Here is a 20,192-nt window from a genome sequence, read left to right as displayed (position 1 = left end):
TATCGTTCGCTACCGGGCACTCCCGCCGGTATTGCCGCAGCGACTGCCACGAGGTGTCTGTGACCGATGAGGATACTAATAGCGCGAATCTGACGCCAATGATGCGGGCGCTGCTCCAGGCGGCCGACTGCTTCGTCTGCCCGGCGCCGATCCCTGACCTCCTCCTGCTCGCCCCGCTCCAGCCCCGGGCGCGGACTCATGGTCAGGCCGCCCTTGCCACACTGATCCGGGATGGCTGGCTGACCGCGCCGGCTCCCGGCACCGCCGCGCTCACCGCGCAGGGCCGCGCCTTCCTCGCCAGCCGCCACTCCGACGAGCCGATCCAGGTGATGGTCGTCCAGTCGCTCTGCATCACGGTCGATGCCCTGGCCAAGGCCCAGGACATCGCGACGCTCCAGCTCGCCGCGCCGCATCTGCGCGCCCTGGAGGAGGCATGGCAGCCGCGCAACGACCGCTACACGCTGGCGCTGACGTTGGCGATGGGCAGCCTGCTCCAGGCCTGTGATCAGCCGGAGCAGGCCCGCCCCTATGTGGAGCGCGCCAGCGCGCTGGCGTCCGCCCTCGGCTCCGCCGCGGCGCTGAAGCGCCCCTGGTGGCGCTGGTAGAATGAGCCATCCTGATGCGTGTAATCGGCATTGATCTCACTGGCCCGACCAATACAGCAGACACCGCCCTGGTCTGCCTGGAGGCGACCGGCGGCCAGCTGACCTTTGTCAACGCGCAGGAAGACCTGGACGACCCCACCATCGGGCGGCTGGTCAGGGAGCATGGCGCGTCAGACACCATCATCATTGGCATCGACGCGCCGCTGTCCTACCAGGTTGGCGGCGGTGATCGGGTGGCGGACCGTGAGCTGCGGCGGCTGGCGGTGGCCCACGGGATGCGGCCGGGCTCGGTGATGCCCCCAACGATGACGCGGATGGCCTACCTGACCCTGCGCGGCATCAGCCTGGCGCGGGCGCTGGAGCTCCAGGCCGGCGATCGTCCGCCGGCGATTGTCGAGGTGCATCCCGGCGCCGCGCTGGTGCTGCGGCGGGCACCGCTTGACGCGGTGCGGGCGGTGAAGCGCGACCCGCAGGCCCGGCTCGCCCTGCTGGCCTGGCTGCGCCACCACCGCATTCCAGATCTCCCGGCGTTCGCCAGCCCATCCGACCATATGATCATGGCCTGCGCCAGCGCGATCGCCGCTGCGGACTGGGCATTGGGCAGATCATGGTGGATCTGGAAGGCCGAGCCGCCGCAGCACCCCTATGATATAGCGTGTTAGCGCTACGCTTCGTTCTCCCAGTTCCAGGTGAGCATGCCACATCCCTGTCACCCTTCATTGCGCTCAGGGTCTCGGCATGCATCTGCATCACCGCCGGGACGCTTCGCCTTGGTATAGGAGTCCCTCACGCAGCACCTGATGGCGGGCGGCCCGCTCCGCGCCTCCTGCTCCAGAGTGAGCAGCGCGGCCAAGAAGTATACGCAATGAAAATAGAGCTGCCGCCGACACCAAGGATGACCACAGAAAACCATTGACACCCGGCGAGCGGGCGTTTACACTCAGCCTATCGTAAACCCGTCATCGCACGCGTCTAGTCAGGAGTGTCATGCCTGCTGCCACCGGAACGTCGCTCCCCGAGCAAGGTCAGATCGTTGAGGTGCGCAATCGCCGCTATGCGGTGGCCGAGGTCGCCAAGAGCACCCGCCCGCATAGCTCCCTTGACCCGGCGCTGCTCTCCACGCAGCACCTCGTCTCCCTCACCTCGGTTGAGGATGACGCGCTCGGCGAGGATCTCCAGGTGATCTGGGAGCTGGAGCCCGGCGCGCGGGTCTATGACCAGCGCGCCCTGCCGACGCCCGCCGGCTTTGACACTCCCCAGCGCCTCGACGCCTTTCTGAATGCGGTGCGCTGGGGCGCGGCCTCCTCGGCGGATGTGCGCGCCCTCCAGGCCCCCTTCCGCAGCGGCATCTCTATCGAGGACTATCAGCTCGACCCGGTGGTGCGCGCGCTCCAGATGCCCCGCGTCAACCTGCTGATCGCCGATGATGTCGGCCTGGGCAAAACGATTGAGGCCGGCCTGGTCATCCAGGAGCTGATCATCCGCCACCGCGCCCGCAAGATCCTAATCGTCTGCCCCGCCGCGCTCCAGATCCAGTGGCGCGACCAGATGCGCGAGAAGTTTGGCCTGGAGTTCCGCATTGTCGATGCCGACCTGATGCGCGCGCTGCGCCGCGCTCGTGGCATCCACGTCAACCCCTGGGGCCACTTCCCGCGCCTGATCACCTCGGTCGATTACCTCAAGCGCGACCAGCCGATGCGCCTGTTCCGCGAGACCCTGCCGGCCTCCGGGCAGATGGCCTACCCGCGTAGCTATGACATGCTGATCGTCGATGAGGCCCACAATGTCGCGCCCTCCGGCCTCGGCGCCTATGCGGTCGACTCGCTGCGCACGGCGGCGATCCGCACCCTCGCCCCGCACTTCGAGCATAAGCTGTTCCTCACCGCCACGCCCCACAACGGCTACGCCGAGAGCTTCTCGGCCCTGCTGGAGCTGCTCGACAACCAGCGCTTCGCCCGCAGCGTGCCGCCCGACCGCGCTGTCCTCCAGCATGTGATGGTGCGCCGGCTCAAGTCGGAGCTGAAGGAGGCGTGGACGAATCGCCCGCGCTTCCCGGCCCGCGAGCTGCGCGCCCTGGAGGTCGATCACAGCGACGCGGAGCGCCAGGCCCACCGCGACCTGCACGCCTACACGCTCCTGCGCCGCGCGGGCGCGGCGGACAACGTGGAGCGCACGGCCACCGAGTTTGTGCTCAAGCTGCTCAAGAAGCGCCTGCTCTCCTCGCCGGCGGCCTTCTTCACCACCCTCCAGAAGCACCGCGCCTCGCTCGACGCGGCCACCCGGTCGGTCGGCCCCAAGGCGCGTCGCCCCAGCGGCGGGATTCTCAAGGCGATGCTGGCCGACCTCGACGACGCCTACGCCGATGACGACGCCTACGAGGCGGCGACCGGCGAGGCGGTGGCGACGACCTCGGCGCTGTTCCGCGCGCCATCGCCCGAGGAGCGGGTGCTGCTCGACCGCATGCTGGCCTGGGCGACCGATGCCCGCCTGCGCCCCGACCGCAAGGCGCGCACGCTGCTCGACTGGGTGACGCAGGTCGTCCGCCCCAACGGCGTCTGGTCCGCGGAGCGGGTGATCATCTTTAGCGAGTACCGCGACACCCAGACCTGGCTCCAGGGCCTGCTGGCGGCGGAGCGGCTGACCGAGGGCGGGCGGCTGATGCTGCTCTACGGCGGGATGCACGACGATGACCGTGAGCGGGTCAAGGCGGCCTTCCAGGCCAGCCCCCAGACCAGCGCCGTCCGTATCCTGCTGGCCACCGACGCGGCCTCCGAGGGCATCGACCTCCAGCGCCACTGTCACCGGCTCGTCCACTATGAGATCCCCTGGAACCCCAACCGCATGGAGCAGCGCAACGGGCGCATCGACCGCCACGGCCAGCTCCATAACCCGCAGGTCTTCCACTTCGCCCCCGCCGGCTTCAGCCACGCCGCCATCGACCGGGATGCGCCGGTGGGCGAGCTGGAGGGCGACCTGGAGTTCCTAATGCGGGCGGTGCAGAAGGTCGAGCAGATCCGCGAGGATCTGGGCAAGGTCGGGCCGGTGATCGCCGACCAGGTGACGGAGGCGATGCTCGGGACGCGCCGCCGCCTCGAAACGGCGGGGGCGGAGCGTGCCGCCGCGCCGAGCAAGCGCATGCTGACCTTCGACCGCAACCTGGGCCAGCAGATCAAGGATCTGGCCGACCAACTTCAGGAGAGCCGCGCCAGCCTCCAGCTCTCGCCGGAGAATGTGCAGTCGGTGGTGACCATCGCCCTCCAGCTTGCGGGCCAGCCGCCGCTGATTGAGGCCAAGGCGCCCGGCATCTGGCCCGACCCCAGCGGCGAGCGGCGGCGCTGCCCGGTCTTCGCCCTGCCGGCCCTGACCGGGAGCTGGGCCACCTGCGCCGAGGGCCTGGAGCACCCGCACACGCGCGCGGTGCGGCCCATCGTGTTCGACCATGATCTGGCCAAGGGGCGCGATGATCTGGTGCTCGCGCACCTCAACCACCGGCTGGTGCAGATGGCCCTGCGCCTGCTGCGCGCCGAGGTCTGGAGCGCCGAGGGCCACCGCAAGCTGCACCGGGTGACGGCGCGGGTGGTGCCGAGCGTGCTGACGGTCGGTGCGGAGCGCTGGGTGCTGCACGCCCCGCTGGCCATCGCCTACGGGCGGCTGGTGGTGATCGGCGGCGACAGCCAGCGGCTCCACGAGGAGCTGATCGCCGCCGGGGTCGATCTGGCCGATGGCCGGACGCGCCGGCTGACCATCGGCCAGGTGCAGGCCGCCCTCGCCGCCGTCACGGCCCGCGAGCCCTCGGCGGCGCTGAAGGAGACCCTGGCCGCGCGCTGGGCGCAGGCATCTGGCCCGACCCTGAGCGCCCTGGAGGCCCGCGCCAAGGATCGTGCCGCCAGCCTCAGCCGGCTCCTGGAGGAGCGCCGCGTGCAGGAGTCCGATGACATCGCCCGCATCCTCGCCGAGCTGACCACGGCGATCCGCGCCGAGCTGACCGTCGCCGAGAAGCCGGAGCAGCTGCACCTCGACCTGTTCAACGAGGCCGAGCGCGACCAGTACCGCCGCGATGTGGACGCCCTGCGCCTGCGCCTGCGCCAGATCCCCGGCGAGCTGGCCCAGGAGCAGGCCGGCATCCTGCGGCGCTACGCCGACCCCCAGCCGCGCCTGTTTCCGGTGGCGGTGACGTTTCTGGTGCCCGAGCGGATGCTATAAGCAGGAGGATCTGATGATCACGTTGACGAGCGAAGATATTCAGCGCCTCAGCGCACGCTACTCGATCAGCTATGACGAGTGCTACTACGATCCCTATATCGCTGACGGTCGCACGGGTGATCCAGAAGCAATCCACCAGCTCACCCGCTGGAGAATGTCGGCAAGAACGGGAAGCCCATGAATCTATCGCGCCCAAAGAAGGTCGCACTTTGTCGCCTGCTCCGTGGACTACCAAGCTACAAGGAGCCTGATGGTGAGGCTGCCCTGCGCCGCGACTTCCGCTGGCGCGCCCCGGTCTGGAGTATCTTCTGGTGCCACGTGCTCTACGGCTCGCCAATCTTTGACCGCTATACCCACGTAGCGTGGCAGCACCTGGCCAATGAGCGGGTATTGACGCGCGATGAGGCGATCATCACCGTCCCTGGCCACTGGGGTCTCTATGACCAGTACAAGGAATGGTTCACCACTGAGCTTACGCGCCTCTTGGTGGAGGATGAGCATCGCACACTGGATCGGGCGCTGTTTATATACGGCAAGCGGCTCATGGGTGGCAAGTCGCCCATTCCTTCCTGATCTTGGTATCGCAGATTGTGTCTGAGGTAGCCCCCTATGTCCATCGCCCGCCACCACGCCGAATGGCTCTCGCTGGTTGAGGTCTCAGGGCCGTTCCTGAGCATGCCGGTGCTGCTGCGCGTCTTCCCACAGGGCCTCGACGCGCACGACGCCGAGGTCAGCCGGGGCGTGCGCCGTGCGCTGGAGGAGTGGCAGGACAATCAGCAGGGCCTGCGCCCCGACCCAGCCATCCACACGGCCTGGGTGCGCTTCGTGCTGCGTGAGGTGCTGGGCTTCCCTGATGAGCTGCTCGCCAGCGGCCCCGCCATCCCCGAGTCGCTCAGGGCGACGGTGGCGGAGCACGGCGAGATCCTGCGGCCCGACCTGGTGATTCTGCGCTCAGGGCAGTCGGCCCGCCTGCTCGTGCAGGTGGTGCCGCCCGCCCAGGATCTCGATAAGCCGCTCCGAGACCACCGCTGGAAGGCGTCGCCCGCCACGCGCATGGCCGAGCTGCTGCGCGGCGCGGGCGTCCGCCTCGGCCTGCTCACCAACGGCGAGCGCTGGATGCTCGTCCACGCCCAGCCCGGCGAGACCGCCGGCTTCAGCTCCTGGTACGCCTCGCTCTGGCTCGACGAGCCGGTCACCCTGCGCGCCTTCCGCTCGCTGCTCGGCGTCGCCCGCCTCTACGGCGTGGCCGACCCTGACACCCTGGAGGCGCTGCTCACCGAGAGCGCCGGGGGGTAGGGGATAGGGTTCAGGGCGATGACACTGACGGGTGGTGGCAGCGTTTGGCCGTCGCCATCCCCGAGCACGGCGAGACGCTCACGCCAGATATAGTTATCGCCGAGCCCGCCCCAACTCTCGACTCCCGACTCCTGACCCCCCGCATCCTCGTCCAGATCGTCCCGCCCGGCCAGGATCTGGAGAAGGCCCCCGCCAGGGCGGTATGGCAGGCGTCGCCCGCCACCCGCATGATGACCCTGCTGCGCGGCGCGGGCGTGCGCCTGGGCCTGCTCACCAACGGCGAGCAGTGGATGCTCGTGGATCGCCCCGCCGACGAGAACCTCACCACCGGCTTCGCCTCCTGGTACGCCCGGCTCTGGCTCGATGAGCCCCTGACCCTGCGGGCCTTCCGCTCGCTGCTCGGCGCGCACCGTATCTTTGGGATGCCCGACGATAGCACCCTGGAGGCGCTGCTCGCCGCCAGCGCCGATGACCGCCAGGAGGTCACGGATCAGCTTGGCTATCAGGTGCGCCGCGCCGTCGAGCTGCTGGTGCAGGCGATCGATCTGGCCGACCAGAACGCCGGGCGGGCCGTCCTCACCGAGGTGCGCGAGGAGCGGCTCTACGAGGCGGCCCTGGCCGTGATGATGCGCCTGGTCTTCCTACTCTTCGCCGAGGAGCAGGGTCTGCTCCTGCTCGGCGACGACCTCTACGACCGGAACTACGCCGTCTCGACGCTGCTGGAGTCGCTGCGCCTCGACGCCGACCGCAGCGGCGAGGAGGTGCTGGAGCGCCGCCACGACGCCTGGGGCCGCCTGCTGGCGATCTTCCGCGCCGTCTCCTACGGCTTCGACCACGACAAGCTCGATATGCCGGCCTACGGCGGCAGCCTCTTCGACCCCGACCGCTACCCGTTCCTGGAGGGACGAGTCGAGGCGGCAGGAGATAAGCGGCAGACGGCAGGGGCCGAGCCCCGACCGCTGCTGATCTCCAACCGCGTTGTGCTGCACCTGCTGGAGGCGCTCCAGGTGCTGCGGGTGAAGCTGCGCGACGGCAGCCCCGCCGAGGCCCGCCGGATCTCGTTTCGCGCCCTCGACATTGAGCAGATCGGCCACGTCTACGAGGGCCTGCTTGACCACACCGCGCTGCGGGCGAGCGAGCCGGTGCTGGGCATCGCTGGCACGCGCGACCAGGAGCCGGAGATTGCCCTGGCGGATCTGGAGCGTGAGTCGCAGCGCGGCGAGGCATCCTTCCTGGCCTACCTCAAAGAGCAGACCGGGCGCTCCGAGAGCGCCCTGCGCAAGGCGTGGAAGGCCCAGCCCGACGCATTCCGCGCCACCCTGCTGCGCGGCGCATGCGGCAACGACGCGGCGCTCTACGACCGCGTGCTGCCCTTCGCCGGCCTGGTGCGCGACGACGACTACGCCCGCCCGGTGGTCATCCCCGCCGGTAGCGTCTACGTCACCACCGGCACCGAGCGCCGGGCCACCGGCACCCACTACACCCCCCGCTCGCTCACCGAGCCGATTGTCCAGCACACCCTGGAGCCGCTGGTCTACGTCGGCCCCGCCGAGGGACTGCCCAAGGCGCAGTGGCGGCTGCGCCCCGCCGCCGAGCTGCTCCAGCTCACCGTCTGCGATATGGCGATGGGCAGCGGCGCGTTCCTCGTCCAGGCGTGCCGGTACCTCAGCGAGCGGCTACTGGAGGCGTTTGATGCGGAAGAGAGCGAACCGGATAGCGCACGCAAAGCCGCAAAGCCGCAAAGTGAGAACGGCATTGACAACGTGGCAGCGAAAGAAGCGCCATCCGGATTGCCCGGCCTTAGCGGCTTTGCGGCTTTGCGTGAGCCTGCCCGGCTGCCCGACCTTGGCGTCTTAGCGCCTTTGCGTGAGATAACCGATCCTACCGAGCGTCTGATCTATGCGCGCCGGCTGGTGGCTGACCGCTGCCTCTACGGGGTGGACAAGAACCCGCTGGCCGTGGAGATGGCCAAGCTCTCGCTCTGGCTGATCACCCTGGCCAAGGGCCGGCCCTTCTCCTTCCTCGACCACGCCCTGCGCGCCGGCGACTCGCTGCTCGGCATCGGCGACGTGGAGCAACTGAGCTTCTGGGCGCTCAGCGAGAAGGAGCGCGACCACCGGCTGGACTGGGTGAATGGGCCGGTTGAGAAGGCGCTGCGCCGGGCCTTCGCCCTGCGCCGCGAGATCCAGGCCATGCCGGTGCGCGAGGCCCGCGACGCCGCGATCAAGCAGGACAAGCTCGCCCAGGCCGAGGCGGTCATGGCCGACGTGCGCCTGGGCGCCGATCTGCTGGTGGCCGCAGCCCTCGCCGCCGACCCCAAGGCCCGCGCCGAGCGCCGTGGCCGCTTCCTCACACGCTACGCGATGCTCGTGCGTGCCGACGACGAGGGCCGCGATGTGGCCGAGCTGCGCGCCGAGCTGCGCGGCAGGGCCGATAAGTTGCTCCAGGGCCGCCGCCCCTTCCACTGGCCGCTGGAGTTCCCCGAGGTGTTTGTGCCGAGCCTGGGCGAGCGCCCGGTCGCGCAGATGCTCGCTGATGCGGAGGTCGGGGTTCTGAGTGCCGAGGGTGCCTCGCCTGGCTTCGCCGCTGTGGTGGGCAACCCGCCGTTCGTTGGAGGGCGGCGCATTCGGGAGACGTTGGGCAACAACTACCGAGATGCGCTCTACGAGGTGTACCCCGGCTCAAGTGGTAACGCGGACTTGAGCGCATTCTTCTTTCTGCGTAGCTTCTCAATGCTTCACCGGGGCGGCACTGTCGGTTTGATCGCCACAAATACAATCGCTCAAGGCGACACTCGCTTGACTGGTCTGGATGCAATTGTAGGATTGGGGGGCGTGATTTATCACGCCGACAATAACAAGCCCTGGCCAGGGCAAGCAGCAGTGGTTGTGAGCGTTGTGCATATCGTGAGTGGCGAAGACAACATTCTAAAATTCCTTGATGGGCATCCTGTTGACTACATTTCCAGCCTGCTCGACAACCGAGAATCTGTTGGCGCTCCCAAAATCTTGATCGCCAATCAGGGCAAGAGTTTCCAGGGTTCTGTTGTTGTTGGAATGGGCTTTGTACTGGAGCCAGGGGAGGCACAGGCAATGATCGAGCGCAATCCTCGCAATCGCGAAGTGCTATTTCCCTACCTCAATGGTGAAGATTTGAATGGCCGCCCCGATCAGTCGCCAAGTCGCTGGGTGATCAACTTCTTCGACTGGCCGTTGGAGAAAGCTGAAAAATATCCTGAGCCAATGGCAATTGTCCGCGAGAAAGTTTACCCTGTTCGCGCTAACGTTAATCGAGAGGCTCATCGAAAGTATTGGTGGCATTATGGAGACAAACGACCTGCGCTCTACGCGACGATTGCGGGAATGGAGCGGGTGTTAGTGTTAGCCCAAGTGAGTCGTACCCTCGCATTCACCTTTGTTCCTAACGGCACCGTGTACAGTCACAAAATCGTGGTGTTTGATTTTTCCGAAGCAACTGCCTTTGCTGCTCTACAATCTAATTTCCATGCGGAATGGGCATGGAAATACAGCTCTACAATGAAATCGGATCTAAGCTACAGTCCATCTGATGTTCTGATAACCTTCCCCTTCCCAGCCTGCCTGCAAGAAGACTCACGCAAAGCCGCAAAGCCGCAAAGCGCGTCCGACCCTAGCGGCTTTGCGGCTTTGCGTGAGCCCTCCGGATCAGAAATACGCGAGCTATTAGAATCCATCGGCGAGCAGTACCACGCCCACCGCCAGCAGATCATGCGCGAGCGCAATGAGGGCCTGACCAAGACCTACAACCGCTTCCACGCCCCCGGCGAAACATCCGCCGACATCGCCGAGCTACGGCGGCTGCACGTCGAGATGGACGAGGCGGTGGCGGCGGCCTACGGTTGGCATGATCTGGATCTGGGCCACGGCTTCCACGAGACAAAGCAGGGGCTGCGCTACACGATCAGCGAGGCGGCGCGGCGGGCGGTGCTGGACCGGCTGCTGGCGCTGAACCACCAGCGGTACGCGGAGGAGGTGGCGGCGGGGCTGCATGAGAAGAAGGGGGCGGGCAAGGGGAAAGGCAAGGGCGGGCGGAAGGGGAAGGCTGCGGCTGAGCCCAAAACCCCGAGCCCTGAGCCCTCAGTCGAGCAGGGGGAGCTGTTTTGAGGCGGCGAGATCCGAGACCCGCAGCTACGCCGATGGGGCAAGACGGGCCAGCAACTCAGGCGCAGTGAGGATAGGCATGTCCTGGAACACGCTCAACCTGAGCAGATCATCATCGCCGGAGACAATCGCCGCAGCCTGTGCAGCGAGCGCGCACGCCAGAACGACATCGTCGTCAGGATCAACTGAGACCGGGGCAGGGAGTGGGTCAGCACGTATGACGGCAATCAGTGCCAGATACTCATCGATAAGATCCGTCGGCTCTTTGCCGATCTGCGCGAACCGTGCGGCCAGCTTTGGACGTCGGAGCACATCTTCCAGCTCCTCCAGCAGCTCGGCGCAGCTGAAGAGCTCGATCTGCCCGCTCCGCGCCGCCTCGATAACCACACGTGGCGCGCCGCGCCAGAGCAGACCCGAGACCGTGATATTGGTATCAAGCACCACCCGCACGACGGAACCGCCTCTCTGCGCGTGCCGCCTTGATCTCGGTGTTCAGATCCTCAGCACTCAGCGGCGGGAGGTTCACGGCAGCCAGATCGTCCATCGTCGTGAACAGCCGGTCAACCTTGCGCCGCCGCTCCACCTCCGCGTCGATCAGCTGCTGCAAAGCTGCGGGCGTGAGCAGCCCGCGTGCCGCCGCCTCGCGGGCCAGCGTATCGGGCAGGGACAGCTTAATCTCGATATCGACCATAGATGGGCCTCCAGGTGTGGGGAGCACCGCCGATCAGGAAGATCATTGTACTACGAGCAAGTAGCGCATCAGCGTAATCTACTGAGCCGACTGCTGCGCAGCCTTGAGCTGCCGCAGCTTGGTGATGACCGGCGGCGGGCGCTTGTCCTGGGCCTCCCGCGCACTCTGGCTGAAGGCCAGCCAATCGGCGAGATAGGCATCGAGACGCTCGCGGTCGCGCAGATACCACAGGATGGTCGCGTAGACCTGGTCGAGGCGCAGGGACGCAAAGCGCTCCGCGATAGCCTCGGGGCTCTGGCCCCGGTGAACATACTCGTACAAGATGCTCTCGATCCCGATGCGCGTCCCTTTCACGCGGATATCGTCGGGGGCAAGCTGATCGAAGTAAAGTTCAAGATCCATAGCGATCCTCGTGGAGCAGGTCGTCGATGAGCACCTCGCGGGCATCCTCACCCAGATCATCCCAGGCCAGACCGCGCGCAGTCGCAAGCGCACGCAGGCGATCCTCGGCATATGTCATGCGCTCGGCGCGGCGTGCCTGCGCGTCGCTGGCGAGCGAGCGCAGCACCTCACGCTTCTGGATCGGCGGGAGCTGGCGGACAAGCGCGACCACCTGGTCATTCGTCAAGGTCACACTCGGCATACGGGCATCCTTCAGGCACCTCGCAACGCCTCAGATGCTGCCCCAATTGTACCACTGTGGATCGCCCGGCGGTGCCCTGAGCGGCACATGTGAGCATGGAGCAAAACGATGAAGCGTCAGAAAGGCCGCGCCGTGCCGCCGCCGGCGCCCGAGTCGCGCGCGAACCACGACTACCCGCCGGGCTGGCGGCGCACCGACTGGGTGGTGCCCTTCATCGGCGGCGGGGCCTGCATCCACCACGGCCACGAGACCGACCCGAACGACCACAGCCTCTGCGGGCCGTCGATCTTCTGCTGCCGCCGGGCCGCCGCGCGCTACATGGTGCTCTTTCCCGAGGGCGAAGAGGCCCGCGCCGATTGGGAGCTGACCGAGGCCGCCCACCTCCTGAGCTGGGTCGCCAAGGGGGTGAATGTGTTCTACTTCGTCTTCTGCGACCCGGATCGCCCCGAGGGCCTGCTGGCCATCGGCCTGGCCGCCGAGACGCTGCCGGACATCCTGCGCCGGCGCGTCCCCCTGGACACCCACGCGGCGGCGGCCGAGCGGCTGCTGTAGGTGCGCAATTGCGCCCTGGTCGATGGATATACTTCATGAAGACAATGCGGTCGCACAACCACCATCACACAGGAGCAGCCTGATGATCCCTACACTCGTTGGCATGACCGTCGCCCGCGCCATCCCCACCGCAACCCTCGCCGGGCTGGCGATGGGGCGCTACGCCCTGCACGGCGGCGTCGTACGCTGGGCGGCCGGCACTCCAGCGGCAGGGCAGATTGTCGCACACCTGCTGCCCTCAGCCGGGATGGCATCACCGCTGCTGGCTGGGGCTGGCATTATCACCAGCGCGACATCGACCGTCGCCGCGACCGCCGCAACCACCGCCGCGACCGCTGCGACCATTGGCGCGGTCTTCTCAGGCATTGCTGCGGTCGGTGCCGTCGTCGGTGCGGGCTTCAGCATCGCCAACTTCTTTCAGAGCAAGAAGATCCTGAAGGCCGTGCATGCCACCATGCAGGTGGCCGAGCTGAACCTCGCGGTGACGCGGGCGGGCTTCTCCGAGCTCGACCAGCGACTCATCCGTCTGGAGCAGATGCTGCGCGAGGTGCAGCAGACCCTGACCTCCATTCATAGCTTGCTGGAGAGCACCCAGCGGGCCGAGCTGCTGGTAGCCCTGGAGCATCTGGAGAAGCTACCCACGATCAGCGACGACCGCGTGCGGATCGAGCTGCTGACCCACTCGGCGACGACGCTCGGCAAGCTGCGCCGGGTCTACTACGGCCAGATGGCGCAAGCCAACAACATCCCCAGCGGGTTAGGCGCCGAGGAGTACTACCTGATCGCCGCCCTCGGCCAGGTGCGCTGCTACGCCGAGCTGCGCGAGCTGGCGATGGCGCGGAGCATCCTGACCGATGTGGTGAAGGAGTGGCAAAGCTGGGCGCGGCCATTTACGCGTGCCAAGCTCTTAGGGGAGCATCCGCAGCGATTCCTCTATGGCGATCTGGCTGCCAGCGCGCCGCTCACCATGGTCGGCGCATGGCTGGACTTCGCCACCGACGCCCAGGAGGGGCTAAGCGCCATCGAGGAGCTGCGCACAAAGATCGAGCCCTGGTACTACCATCGCTCACTCAGCGACGATCTGCGAGATGTACGTCGTGCGGACCACACCTCCTCACGTGACGCCAAGATCGTCTACGACCGAGATCGGGTCATCCCGGCGCTGAACAAGATGGTGGCGCGCAACGCGGTGCTAGCCAGCTACGAGGGACAGTATGAACTGATGGAGCAGCTGCGGATCACCCCAGGGGAGCTCGACGCGCAGATCGCAGCACTGACCCCCGCCGCCCCCGGCGAGGAGCAGAACGAGGACGAGTCCATGCTGGTTCTCTTGGCGGCGTAGCCAGGCGGTGAGAGATATGACTGACTGGTAGGAATAACCCTCTTATGAGCCACTACGCCACACTTGAGCTAAGCCTGCGCCACTGGTCCGGTGATGAGTACCGGGCTGAGACGCGCTTTCGGCAGTCGGCAAGTGCAGCCGATGCGCAGCTCATTGTGGGTGATCCGGTCATTGTGAAGCTGGATCCCGAGGCGCTGCGGGCTAAACAGCTCGACATCACGGCATACGGTCGACTCCTGGGCGCAATGCTCTTCGCTGATACTCGCCTTCAAAGCGCATTAGTAAGCGCCAATACGCAGGCTGAGACGCAGGGCATTCCATTGCGACTAATCCTGCGTATGCCTCCCGAGGATACCACCTTGCAAGGTATCGCCTGGGAATGCTTGGAAAGCCCAGGCAACGCAGGGCCGATTACGCACTCCGAGCGCGTACTCTTCTCACGCTACCTGGACAGCCCGGATATGGGTGTGGTGCAGCTCAAGCCATACCACAAATTGCGCAGCCTGGTCGTGATCGCGAGCCCTTCTGGCCTTGATCGCTACAACCTGGGGGCAATTAACGCGCAGGTAGAGCTTGAGCAAGCGCGCCAGGCGCTTGCCGGCACGCAGATCAGCGTGCTCGCGTCGGCCATCGGCGAAGAGGCGGCAAGTGTACCAGCTATCCTGAGCCAGCTGCGCGAGGGCTTCGATGTGCTCTACCTGGTGGCCCATGGAACGTTGCGCAATGGCGAGCCGGTCGTCTGGCTTGAAGATGACCACGGCAAGATCGAGCGGGTCAGTGCGAGTGATCTCACCCAGCAGATCAGCCAGCTTGCTGATCGTCCGTTGCTGGTCGTGCTGGTCAGTTGCGCCAGCGCCGGCGCCCCCCAGGAGGATCCGCTCAACGCAATCGGCCCACGCCTGGTGCGCGCCGGTATCCCAGCAGTGCTGGCTATGCAGGGCAACCTCTCGATGAAGACCGCCGCGCAGTTTCTGCCAGTATTCTTCCGGGAGCTGCGGCGCGACGGGCAGATTGACCGGGCCTGCGCTGCGGCACGCGGTGCGGTGCGTAATAGGTACGACTGGTGGGTGCCGGCGCTGTATATGCGTGTGCGGGATGGGCGAATCTGGAGCATGGTCAATGCAGATCACGACATTGATGCCCAAATAAGCGCTTACACCGGAGCACTGACACGCTGGTGTAATGATGCGCCATACCTGTCTCTCGCCCCGGTTGGATCCCCACCGGATATCGAGCAGATCTTTATACCGCTTCTCGTCACCCAGGATCTTACGCAGATGGAGCAAGTAGCTCCAGACATGCCCTGGGCATCCGGCAGATACCGAACCTTTACGATCAGCAGAGCAATGCATATAACACGCGAATTATCGGAGAGACGTTCGAAGTTAAGATTTGATCGAATCATGTCTTTCTATCAGAGTCGATCGGATAGTGGTCAATCTAATTTTAATAATTCGCCACCCTCTGCCATGGGTTCACAGTCTTCTGGCAGTATATTCGACAAGCATCTCCTTCTGACAGGCGAGGCTGGCGCAGGCAAGTCTACGTTATTACGATACATGGCCATTCATGCCTGGCGTGACCCTCAACTCATAGGGCTTCAAGCACCGCACCTGCCCCTGATCGTGTCTCTACGCCACTTTGTAGAAACATCCGGCACGCTTGAGGAGCGTCTTATAGCTGCATTAGGCGCTGAGAGTCTACCCGCTCATCTGTTACCCAAAGGCTTTCTTGATAGTTGGCCTCACCATACAGGCGCTCATTGGCTTTTACTCTTCGATGCACTTGACGAAGTCCCATTCGAGCAGCGGAATGTGCTACTCCGTGATCTGAGCAGGCTGTTAAACGATGGATCTGCCTCGGATCGAATCATCATCACATCGCGTCCTGGAGTGTTGGGTATTGAAGATTTACTCTCAGAAGCAGTTCCAGGTAGTGATAGAAAAGAAAAGAAGCTAATCGAATATCAGCTCAGAGCATTTGATCAGTCCCAGATCAACGATTTTGCCCAACGCTGGTTTTCTACAAACGCGGATGCGTTCTTGGAGGAACTCGAACGCATTAATGCAGGGTGGTCGCTGGACTCTCCGCTCCTGCTAACAATCGCCGCTATTGTCTTTGCTCGCAACGAGCAGCTTCCTGCAAGGACGTCAGGCCTCTATGAGACGTTCGTACAGATATGGCTGAATGAGGCAGAAAAACGAGGGTTGCATACAGCCCTTAACAAGATTAATCCGCGCCTACCAAAATTCACTCGGCTGATCCTCGAGAATCTTGCACTCCAGGGGGTGGAGCAAGAGGTAAAGACGAGCTATGCCCAGGTGAAAGGTGTGGCGGCATATCTTCAAACGGCCCTTGGCCTGTCACGCGATGAGGCCCTGCTGGATGCGCAGGCATTTCTCTCTGAGGTAGCAGTGTACAGCGGCCTTTTCGTGCGACGTGGTGAGCGCGGCGAATTTGTCCATGCAACTGTACGCGACTACCTCGCCGCCGTCGCACTCGTTCGGCGTTGGTCTTGGGAACCTGATCCATATGCCGCAGCATCAAAATATCTGCTAGATAACTGGTCTTCAGATCCGGCTTCTTTTATTTCTGGTCTGTTAAGCGATGGTATATATACCGAAAAGAGATCGCTTGATAAGGTGTTTGAACCTTTGCTAAAGCGTCATAGAGGAAAGGTACGTTGGGGAGCGATCAATTTTATAAGCCGGGCTATCGCAGAACAAGTAAGTGTGTCTGAAAATCTCCGCGTTCGAGTGCTGAATCGATTGCTCAGAGGTGTTCGGCATACGGAAGTTCTCGACGGGCTTATTTACTTTCCGGGCAATGAGCGTGTCATCAATACGTTGAAAAGATTGGCTAAACGGCATCTCATTAGAGGATGGCATCAAATTTATATTGCGGAAGCTCTAGTGCGTCTTGGTGAGGTCGATGCAGGTGCGCGCATATTCTCCAAAATTGCGCATTCCCCGTGGGTAAAACTTACACTGCGCAGGCTTGCTTCCCAATCACTGCAATTGCTGGGATTTAATGACGAGGCACGCGCGGCCATCATCGCAATAGTCCGATCACAGACGATTTCTCTTCCCGGGAGTCTGACAATTATATGGGGAGACAGTTTGCCATGGAGAGCCAGCCTTCTATCGAGAAACGGTTTTCTATGGATAGACAGTTTTCTTAGCGAATTCAGTGATATTAATCGCCTCGTTGAACTTCAAGCCATTGACGAGGCGATCAGGTTGTGTAGATTATTGCTTTCACCTAAAACTATAATGCTTGATAAATTCAATCCGTCTACGATGCTTGAATATATGGATGAATTACTAAACACAGCAAGCGAATTAGACGTTGCTATTATTCTAAGTGATTTCTTGAGGCGAGCACATGATTTGGAAAGATTCGAGAATGATATGCTATTGTCCCATATAGAACGAATTATGCCAGTTTTATCAGATTTGCATGCTCGACATGATTTGGGAACAAGTCTGGCGTCCTATATTCGCTATGCAAATCGCGCGGAATATTTTTTAGTAATTGATAATTGGCCTAAGCGGGCTTGCTTAATCCTTATCTCGCTTGGTCATTTCGACGCAGTCTGGAACTTTATGGCTGTTCCGATATATCAAAAACGAATACGAGAGGCGGCAGCAAGTGCCTTGATAGATGTTACTGATAAATCAACCCTAATAGCATTTTTACAGTTTTCGCTCTCCCTTCCTGACAATAAGGACAGGGGTAGTCTCGAAAGTCATATAGCACAGCCACTTCAATTGGCGCATGCTGCGCTTCAGCGGTATGAGATCAAGAAGCAAAGTGCTTTCGATGATCTCGAGTATATGGAATATGATTACAAAAAACGTACTAGCAGTAGAAATAGATATGCCCATAGATTGACCAGATTATTCAAGCATAAGCCCCAAATGATTGGGCAGAAGGATGACTATTCGAGAATCCTCTTCACCATTGTTAAACTTCTGGCTGTACGCTTACTCGATCAACTTGGACAAAAAGAAGAAGCTGCCTCTATTTTGACTAGTCTCTATGATCCACAACCGCGCATCCTTTTATCAGACACTCAATTGTTAGTTCCGCAAATGATCGAAAGCCTTGGTTATACTGATGTTATTATCAAGTCAGTTCGATCTCATTTTAAAGAGAGACTATTTATTTTTTTACGTTCGTCGTATTTCGAACGGAATTTTTTTTCGCCCCCCTACCCATCTACGAAGGAACACACAGATATGCTATTTCCTGCCTTAGCGATTTTATTTCGCCTGAAAGAGAGCATGGCGTTAACGGTCATTTCTAATGACAAAACAATACGCATGGATTATAGGTGTATGGCTATGAATTATCTTGTTAAGCTTGGACTTCAAAAAAATGCTATGAGGATTTTGAGTAAAATTATTTTAGATCCTCAAGTTGGATCTCAGGAGCGCATCTATCTTGCAGAGGAATTGAGCCAGATAGGTTGGCGCACCCAGGCAATTCTCGTATTACTCACTGTTGTCGCCCAATCAAAGAACTATGATTCTGAGGTCATTCCTTACTTCCATAGCCTCAACGCCGCTCCTATATTAGCACGATTTATTGTCAAAAAGCATGTATCTGAGCAAGTATATGGCGCAGCTGTACGTATAATAGACTCATTTGATCAGAGCGTGACTCTATCTGCTTTTTGCTCACTGCGAGATGATCCGACAATGCCAACTGAGTTACGGCAGAAAGCGGATGAACACATGAAGAGATTGACCAACTTTTCTCAATTGAAGAGGCTTTTGGGCTTAGATTTGTAGTCTTGATGCTTAAGGAGTGTATCGGCAGATAAGGGCAAGTGGGGAGAGGATCATGATATCGTCGCCTAATGAGATCAGCTTATCTCAGCTCGACGCGCTGCTCGCCTTCCTGCCGATCTTCGAGCGCCCGGGCTACTCGTTCGGCGAGTGGCAGACTCAGCCAGGCGTCTTCCCCTACTGGTCGGCCAGCCCCGAGACTTCCGCGTTTATCCATGCGCTCCACCGCGAGGGCTTCATCACCCCGTTCGACTGGGGTGCCTGGCCCGAGGAGGCCCGACGCTACACTGAGGGCGGCGCGACTGCCCTGGCCACCGCCGACCTTACCACGCTGCGCAAGCTGATGACCAGCTACGTGCGCGCCGACCGCTTCACAACGGGCACCCTCGCGTCGCTCTTCCAATCCGGCCAGATCACCGCAGTGCTGCGACGCCTGAGGCAGATCCGTGACGCAATGGGTGCTCAAGATCAGGAGGGCCAATGATGGCAACCTATAGCGTGATCGATCTGATCGACACTGAGCACGCCGGGCCTACGGCGATTAGCCCGAGTGGCGAGCGACAGAAGGTGTTCCTGCGCCAGGGCGACGCCGATGGCGCATGCGGCCCATACAGCATGCTGATGGCCCTGCTGATCTGTGGACTGGTCGACCGTGACCACATCGACTACTTCGCCCGGCTTGATCGCAGGACGAACTACGGCAAGCTGATGGACCAACTCGATAAGCACTCCGGCCTATTTCGCGATGGCACAACGCTCGATGAGCTAGTCAGCGTGATCGAGGGTGTCTTCACTCACCACCTGAGCTTTGAGCAGAACAGCGCAGCCGGCACAGAGGTGCGAGGCTTTGTCTATACTCAGGTAGCCGCGGGCCACCCAGTGATTCTGGGATTGCAGTTCGCCGAAGGCAACCACTGGGTTGTCGTTGTGGGCCTTGAATACCACGCGGATCAATCAATCAGTCGTCTGCTCTTGCTTGATCCAAGTGGCCCGCCGCCGGCCGGCTGTGCCTGGAATTGCCTGATTACGCTGCAAGGCACAGGAAGCCGCTACCCCTATACATGCTGGCGACCAAACGACCATGCACCCTGGCGGGTGTCACTCAATCAGGCCCTCGCGCTGTGGCCACGTGAGCACTAATCTACCCTGCCATATGGAGCTTAAGAATGCACAATGACAGCCCCCAACTCCAGATCTACGCCGTCGACATCGGCTCTGAGAAGAAGGGCCGCCTTGCCTGGTGTCGGCTTTCTTCCCATGCGGACACGGAAGTTACCGCAGGCACCAGCCTCGCAGCACTCGCGAACCTTCTTAAAGCCGACCTTAGAGATAGGCACCCAATCGCGATCGGCTTTGAGTGCCCCCTTGCTATCGATCTGCGTGATGACCCAGCGGAGCTGACCTCTGCTCGAACCGGTGAGGGCAACCGGGCCTGGTGCGCTGGCGCAGGCTCAGGGGCGCTTGCCGTTGGCCTGGCCCAGTGTGCCTGGCTCTTTGAGCAGCTTGCCGGCGTTGCCGAGCCCGTCCGACTAACATTTTGCTGGGCGGAACTTGAGAGCGGCAAGGCAAATTTCCTCGTCTGGGAGGCATTCGTCTCAAACAAGCAGGCAGGGCACACCCACACTGGTGATGCGCTCGCGGCCGCCCGCGCCTTCCAGCAGGGGACCGTAATCGACGGCGGGCCACCATCCTCAATCTCCTTCAAAAAGCCATACTCACTGGCCGGTGCCGCGCTGCTCAGGGCCGGACTCAGCACAGACCTCGCACTCCTACGTCAGCCATGCCTTGTTGTACGCCCGTAAGCACGCCTTCAGTGGTGAAAATCGTTAGAAGACACCAAAGCGGATCATTACAATAGCAAAACGATTAGCCTCGTAGGCCTACCTGCGCCGATCCGCATGGTACACTGAGTGAAGATCCAGACTGCC

At 62.3% G+C, this 20,192-nt stretch carries 17 protein-coding genes; 13 read left to right on the top strand and 4 right to left on the bottom strand.

Features of this window, described 5'->3' with window-relative positions:
• Positions 1-59 precede the first annotated feature (59 nt).
• The 7 genes from K2Z83_RS24585 (at position 60) to K2Z83_RS24555 (ending at position 10,246) form a co-directional block, all read left to right on the top strand.
• Positions 60-605, top strand: a complete 546-nt coding sequence (locus K2Z83_RS24585; protein ID WP_220597821.1) for a hypothetical protein — start codon at positions 60-62, stop codon at positions 603-605.
• A 14-nt stretch (positions 606-619) separates the two neighbouring features.
• Positions 620-1,267: a DUF429 domain-containing protein gene (locus K2Z83_RS24580; RefSeq protein WP_220597820.1), complete on the top strand. Its 648-nt coding sequence runs from the start codon at positions 620-622 to the stop codon at positions 1,265-1,267.
• Between the two features lie 325 nt (positions 1,268-1,592).
• The gene (gene drmD / locus K2Z83_RS24575) at positions 1,593-4,808 is read left to right on the top strand and encodes a DISARM system SNF2-like helicase DrmD (RefSeq protein ID WP_220597819.1); all 3,216 of its coding nucleotides are present in this window, start codon (positions 1,593-1,595) and stop codon (positions 4,806-4,808) included.
• Between the two features lie 13 nt (positions 4,809-4,821).
• On the top strand, positions 4,822-4,989 hold the full coding sequence (locus K2Z83_RS24570; RefSeq protein ID WP_220597818.1) for a hypothetical protein: 168 nt from the start codon (positions 4,822-4,824) through the stop codon (positions 4,987-4,989).
• A complete protein-coding gene (locus K2Z83_RS24565; protein ID WP_220597817.1) occupies positions 4,986-5,381 on the top strand; it encodes a hypothetical protein in 396 nt (131 codons plus the stop codon). The genes K2Z83_RS24570 and K2Z83_RS24565 overlap by 4 nt, the downstream gene beginning before the upstream one ends.
• A 36-nt stretch (positions 5,382-5,417) precedes the next feature.
• Positions 5,418-6,104 (top strand): hypothetical protein, encoded by a 687-nt coding sequence (locus tag K2Z83_RS24560; protein ID WP_220597816.1) that lies wholly within the window; start codon positions 5,418-5,420, stop codon positions 6,102-6,104.
• Between the two features lie 44 nt (positions 6,105-6,148).
• A complete protein-coding gene (locus K2Z83_RS24555; protein ID WP_220597815.1) occupies positions 6,149-10,246 on the top strand; it encodes a type IIL restriction-modification enzyme MmeI in 4,098 nt (1,365 codons plus the stop codon).
• A 24-nt stretch (positions 10,247-10,270) separates the two neighbouring features.
• On the opposite strand, the gene K2Z83_RS24550 is transcribed toward K2Z83_RS24555, so the two are convergent.
• From K2Z83_RS24550 to K2Z83_RS24535, 4 genes are all read right to left on the bottom strand, one after another.
• Positions 10,271-10,693, bottom strand: a complete 423-nt coding sequence (locus K2Z83_RS24550) for a putative toxin-antitoxin system toxin component, PIN family (RefSeq protein WP_129686467.1) — start codon at positions 10,691-10,693, stop codon at positions 10,271-10,273.
• Positions 10,677-10,934, bottom strand: a complete 258-nt coding sequence (locus tag K2Z83_RS24545; RefSeq protein ID WP_129686466.1) for a hypothetical protein — start codon at positions 10,932-10,934, stop codon at positions 10,677-10,679. Before K2Z83_RS24545 ends, K2Z83_RS24550 begins: the two co-directional genes overlap by 17 nt.
• Before the next feature lie 78 nt (positions 10,935-11,012).
• Positions 11,013-11,336: a DUF433 domain-containing protein gene (locus K2Z83_RS24540; protein WP_220597814.1), complete on the bottom strand. Its 324-nt coding sequence runs from the start codon at positions 11,334-11,336 to the stop codon at positions 11,013-11,015.
• Positions 11,326-11,577 carry a hypothetical protein gene (locus K2Z83_RS24535; RefSeq protein WP_220597813.1) on the bottom strand — a complete coding sequence of 84 codons (252 nt, stop codon included), beginning with the start codon at positions 11,575-11,577 and terminating at the stop codon, positions 11,326-11,328. Before K2Z83_RS24535 ends, K2Z83_RS24540 begins: the two co-directional genes overlap by 11 nt.
• 108 nt (positions 11,578-11,685) lie before the next feature.
• Between K2Z83_RS24535 and K2Z83_RS24530 the strand changes: the two genes are divergently transcribed.
• The 6 genes from K2Z83_RS24530 to K2Z83_RS24505 all read left to right on the top strand — a co-directional run bounded on the left by K2Z83_RS24530 (position 11,686) and on the right by K2Z83_RS24505 (position 20,066).
• The gene (locus K2Z83_RS24530) at positions 11,686-12,129 is read left to right on the top strand and encodes a hypothetical protein (protein WP_220597812.1); all 444 of its coding nucleotides are present in this window, start codon (positions 11,686-11,688) and stop codon (positions 12,127-12,129) included.
• Positions 12,130-12,211: 82 nt separating this feature from the next.
• A complete protein-coding gene (locus tag K2Z83_RS24525) occupies positions 12,212-13,471 on the top strand; it encodes a hypothetical protein (RefSeq protein WP_220597811.1) in 1,260 nt (419 codons plus the stop codon).
• A 44-nt stretch (positions 13,472-13,515) separates the two neighbouring features.
• Entirely contained in the window at positions 13,516-18,267 is a 4,752-nt protein-coding gene (locus tag K2Z83_RS24520; protein WP_220597810.1) for a CHAT domain-containing protein, read from the top strand.
• A 52-nt stretch (positions 18,268-18,319) separates the two neighbouring features.
• Entirely contained in the window at positions 18,320-18,748 is a 429-nt protein-coding gene (locus K2Z83_RS24515) for a DUF6508 domain-containing protein (RefSeq protein ID WP_220597809.1), read from the top strand.
• Positions 18,745-19,404 carry a hypothetical protein gene (locus tag K2Z83_RS24510; protein WP_220597808.1) on the top strand — a complete coding sequence of 220 codons (660 nt, stop codon included), beginning with the start codon at positions 18,745-18,747 and terminating at the stop codon, positions 19,402-19,404. Before K2Z83_RS24515 ends, K2Z83_RS24510 begins: the two co-directional genes overlap by 4 nt.
• A 26-nt stretch (positions 19,405-19,430) precedes the next feature.
• Complete coding sequence (locus K2Z83_RS24505) at positions 19,431-20,066, top strand: hypothetical protein (protein WP_220597807.1); 636 nt, start codon at positions 19,431-19,433, stop codon at positions 20,064-20,066.
• The last annotated feature ends 126 nt before the right edge of the window (positions 20,067-20,192 follow it).

This window comes from Oscillochloris sp. ZM17-4, assembly GCF_019599295.1.
Taxonomy (GTDB): Bacteria; Chloroflexota; Chloroflexia; order Chloroflexales; family Chloroflexaceae; genus Oscillochloris.
The sequence above is the reverse complement of the archived record's forward strand: the minus strand, read 5'-3'. Positions and strand labels throughout refer to the sequence as shown.

What these genes read in the sequence shown, in the direction of transcription:
- K2Z83_RS24505 (WP_220597807.1), top strand. Translation starts at nt 19,431, where the DNA reads ATGCACAATGACAGCCCCCAACTCCAGATCTACGCCGTCGACATCGGC.
- K2Z83_RS24580 (WP_220597820.1), top strand. Translation starts at nt 620, where the DNA reads ATGCGTGTAATCGGCATTGATCTCACTGGCCCGACCAATACAGCAGAC.
- K2Z83_RS24510 (WP_220597808.1), top strand. Translation starts at nt 18,745, where the DNA reads ATGATGGCAACCTATAGCGTGATCGATCTGATCGACACTGAGCACGCC.
- K2Z83_RS24570 (WP_220597818.1), top strand. Translation starts at nt 4,822, where the DNA reads ATGATCACGTTGACGAGCGAAGATATTCAGCGCCTCAGCGCACGCTAC.
- K2Z83_RS24545 (WP_129686466.1), bottom strand. Translation starts at nt 10,934, where the DNA reads ATGGTCGATATCGAGATTAAGCTGTCCCTGCCCGATACGCTGGCCCGC.
- K2Z83_RS24565 (WP_220597817.1), top strand. Translation starts at nt 4,986, where the DNA reads ATGAATCTATCGCGCCCAAAGAAGGTCGCACTTTGTCGCCTGCTCCGT.
- drmD (WP_220597819.1), top strand. Translation starts at nt 1,593, where the DNA reads ATGCCTGCTGCCACCGGAACGTCGCTCCCCGAGCAAGGTCAGATCGTT.
- K2Z83_RS24520 (WP_220597810.1), top strand. Translation starts at nt 13,516, where the DNA reads ATGAGCCACTACGCCACACTTGAGCTAAGCCTGCGCCACTGGTCCGGT.
- K2Z83_RS24535 (WP_220597813.1), bottom strand. Translation starts at nt 11,577, where the DNA reads ATGCCGAGTGTGACCTTGACGAATGACCAGGTGGTCGCGCTTGTCCGC.
- K2Z83_RS24540 (WP_220597814.1), bottom strand. Translation starts at nt 11,336, where the DNA reads ATGGATCTTGAACTTTACTTCGATCAGCTTGCCCCCGACGATATCCGC.
- K2Z83_RS24525 (WP_220597811.1), top strand. Translation starts at nt 12,212, where the DNA reads ATGATCCCTACACTCGTTGGCATGACCGTCGCCCGCGCCATCCCCACC.
- K2Z83_RS24515 (WP_220597809.1), top strand. Translation starts at nt 18,320, where the DNA reads ATGATATCGTCGCCTAATGAGATCAGCTTATCTCAGCTCGACGCGCTG.
- K2Z83_RS24560 (WP_220597816.1), top strand. Translation starts at nt 5,418, where the DNA reads ATGTCCATCGCCCGCCACCACGCCGAATGGCTCTCGCTGGTTGAGGTC.
- K2Z83_RS24530 (WP_220597812.1), top strand. Translation starts at nt 11,686, where the DNA reads ATGAAGCGTCAGAAAGGCCGCGCCGTGCCGCCGCCGGCGCCCGAGTCG.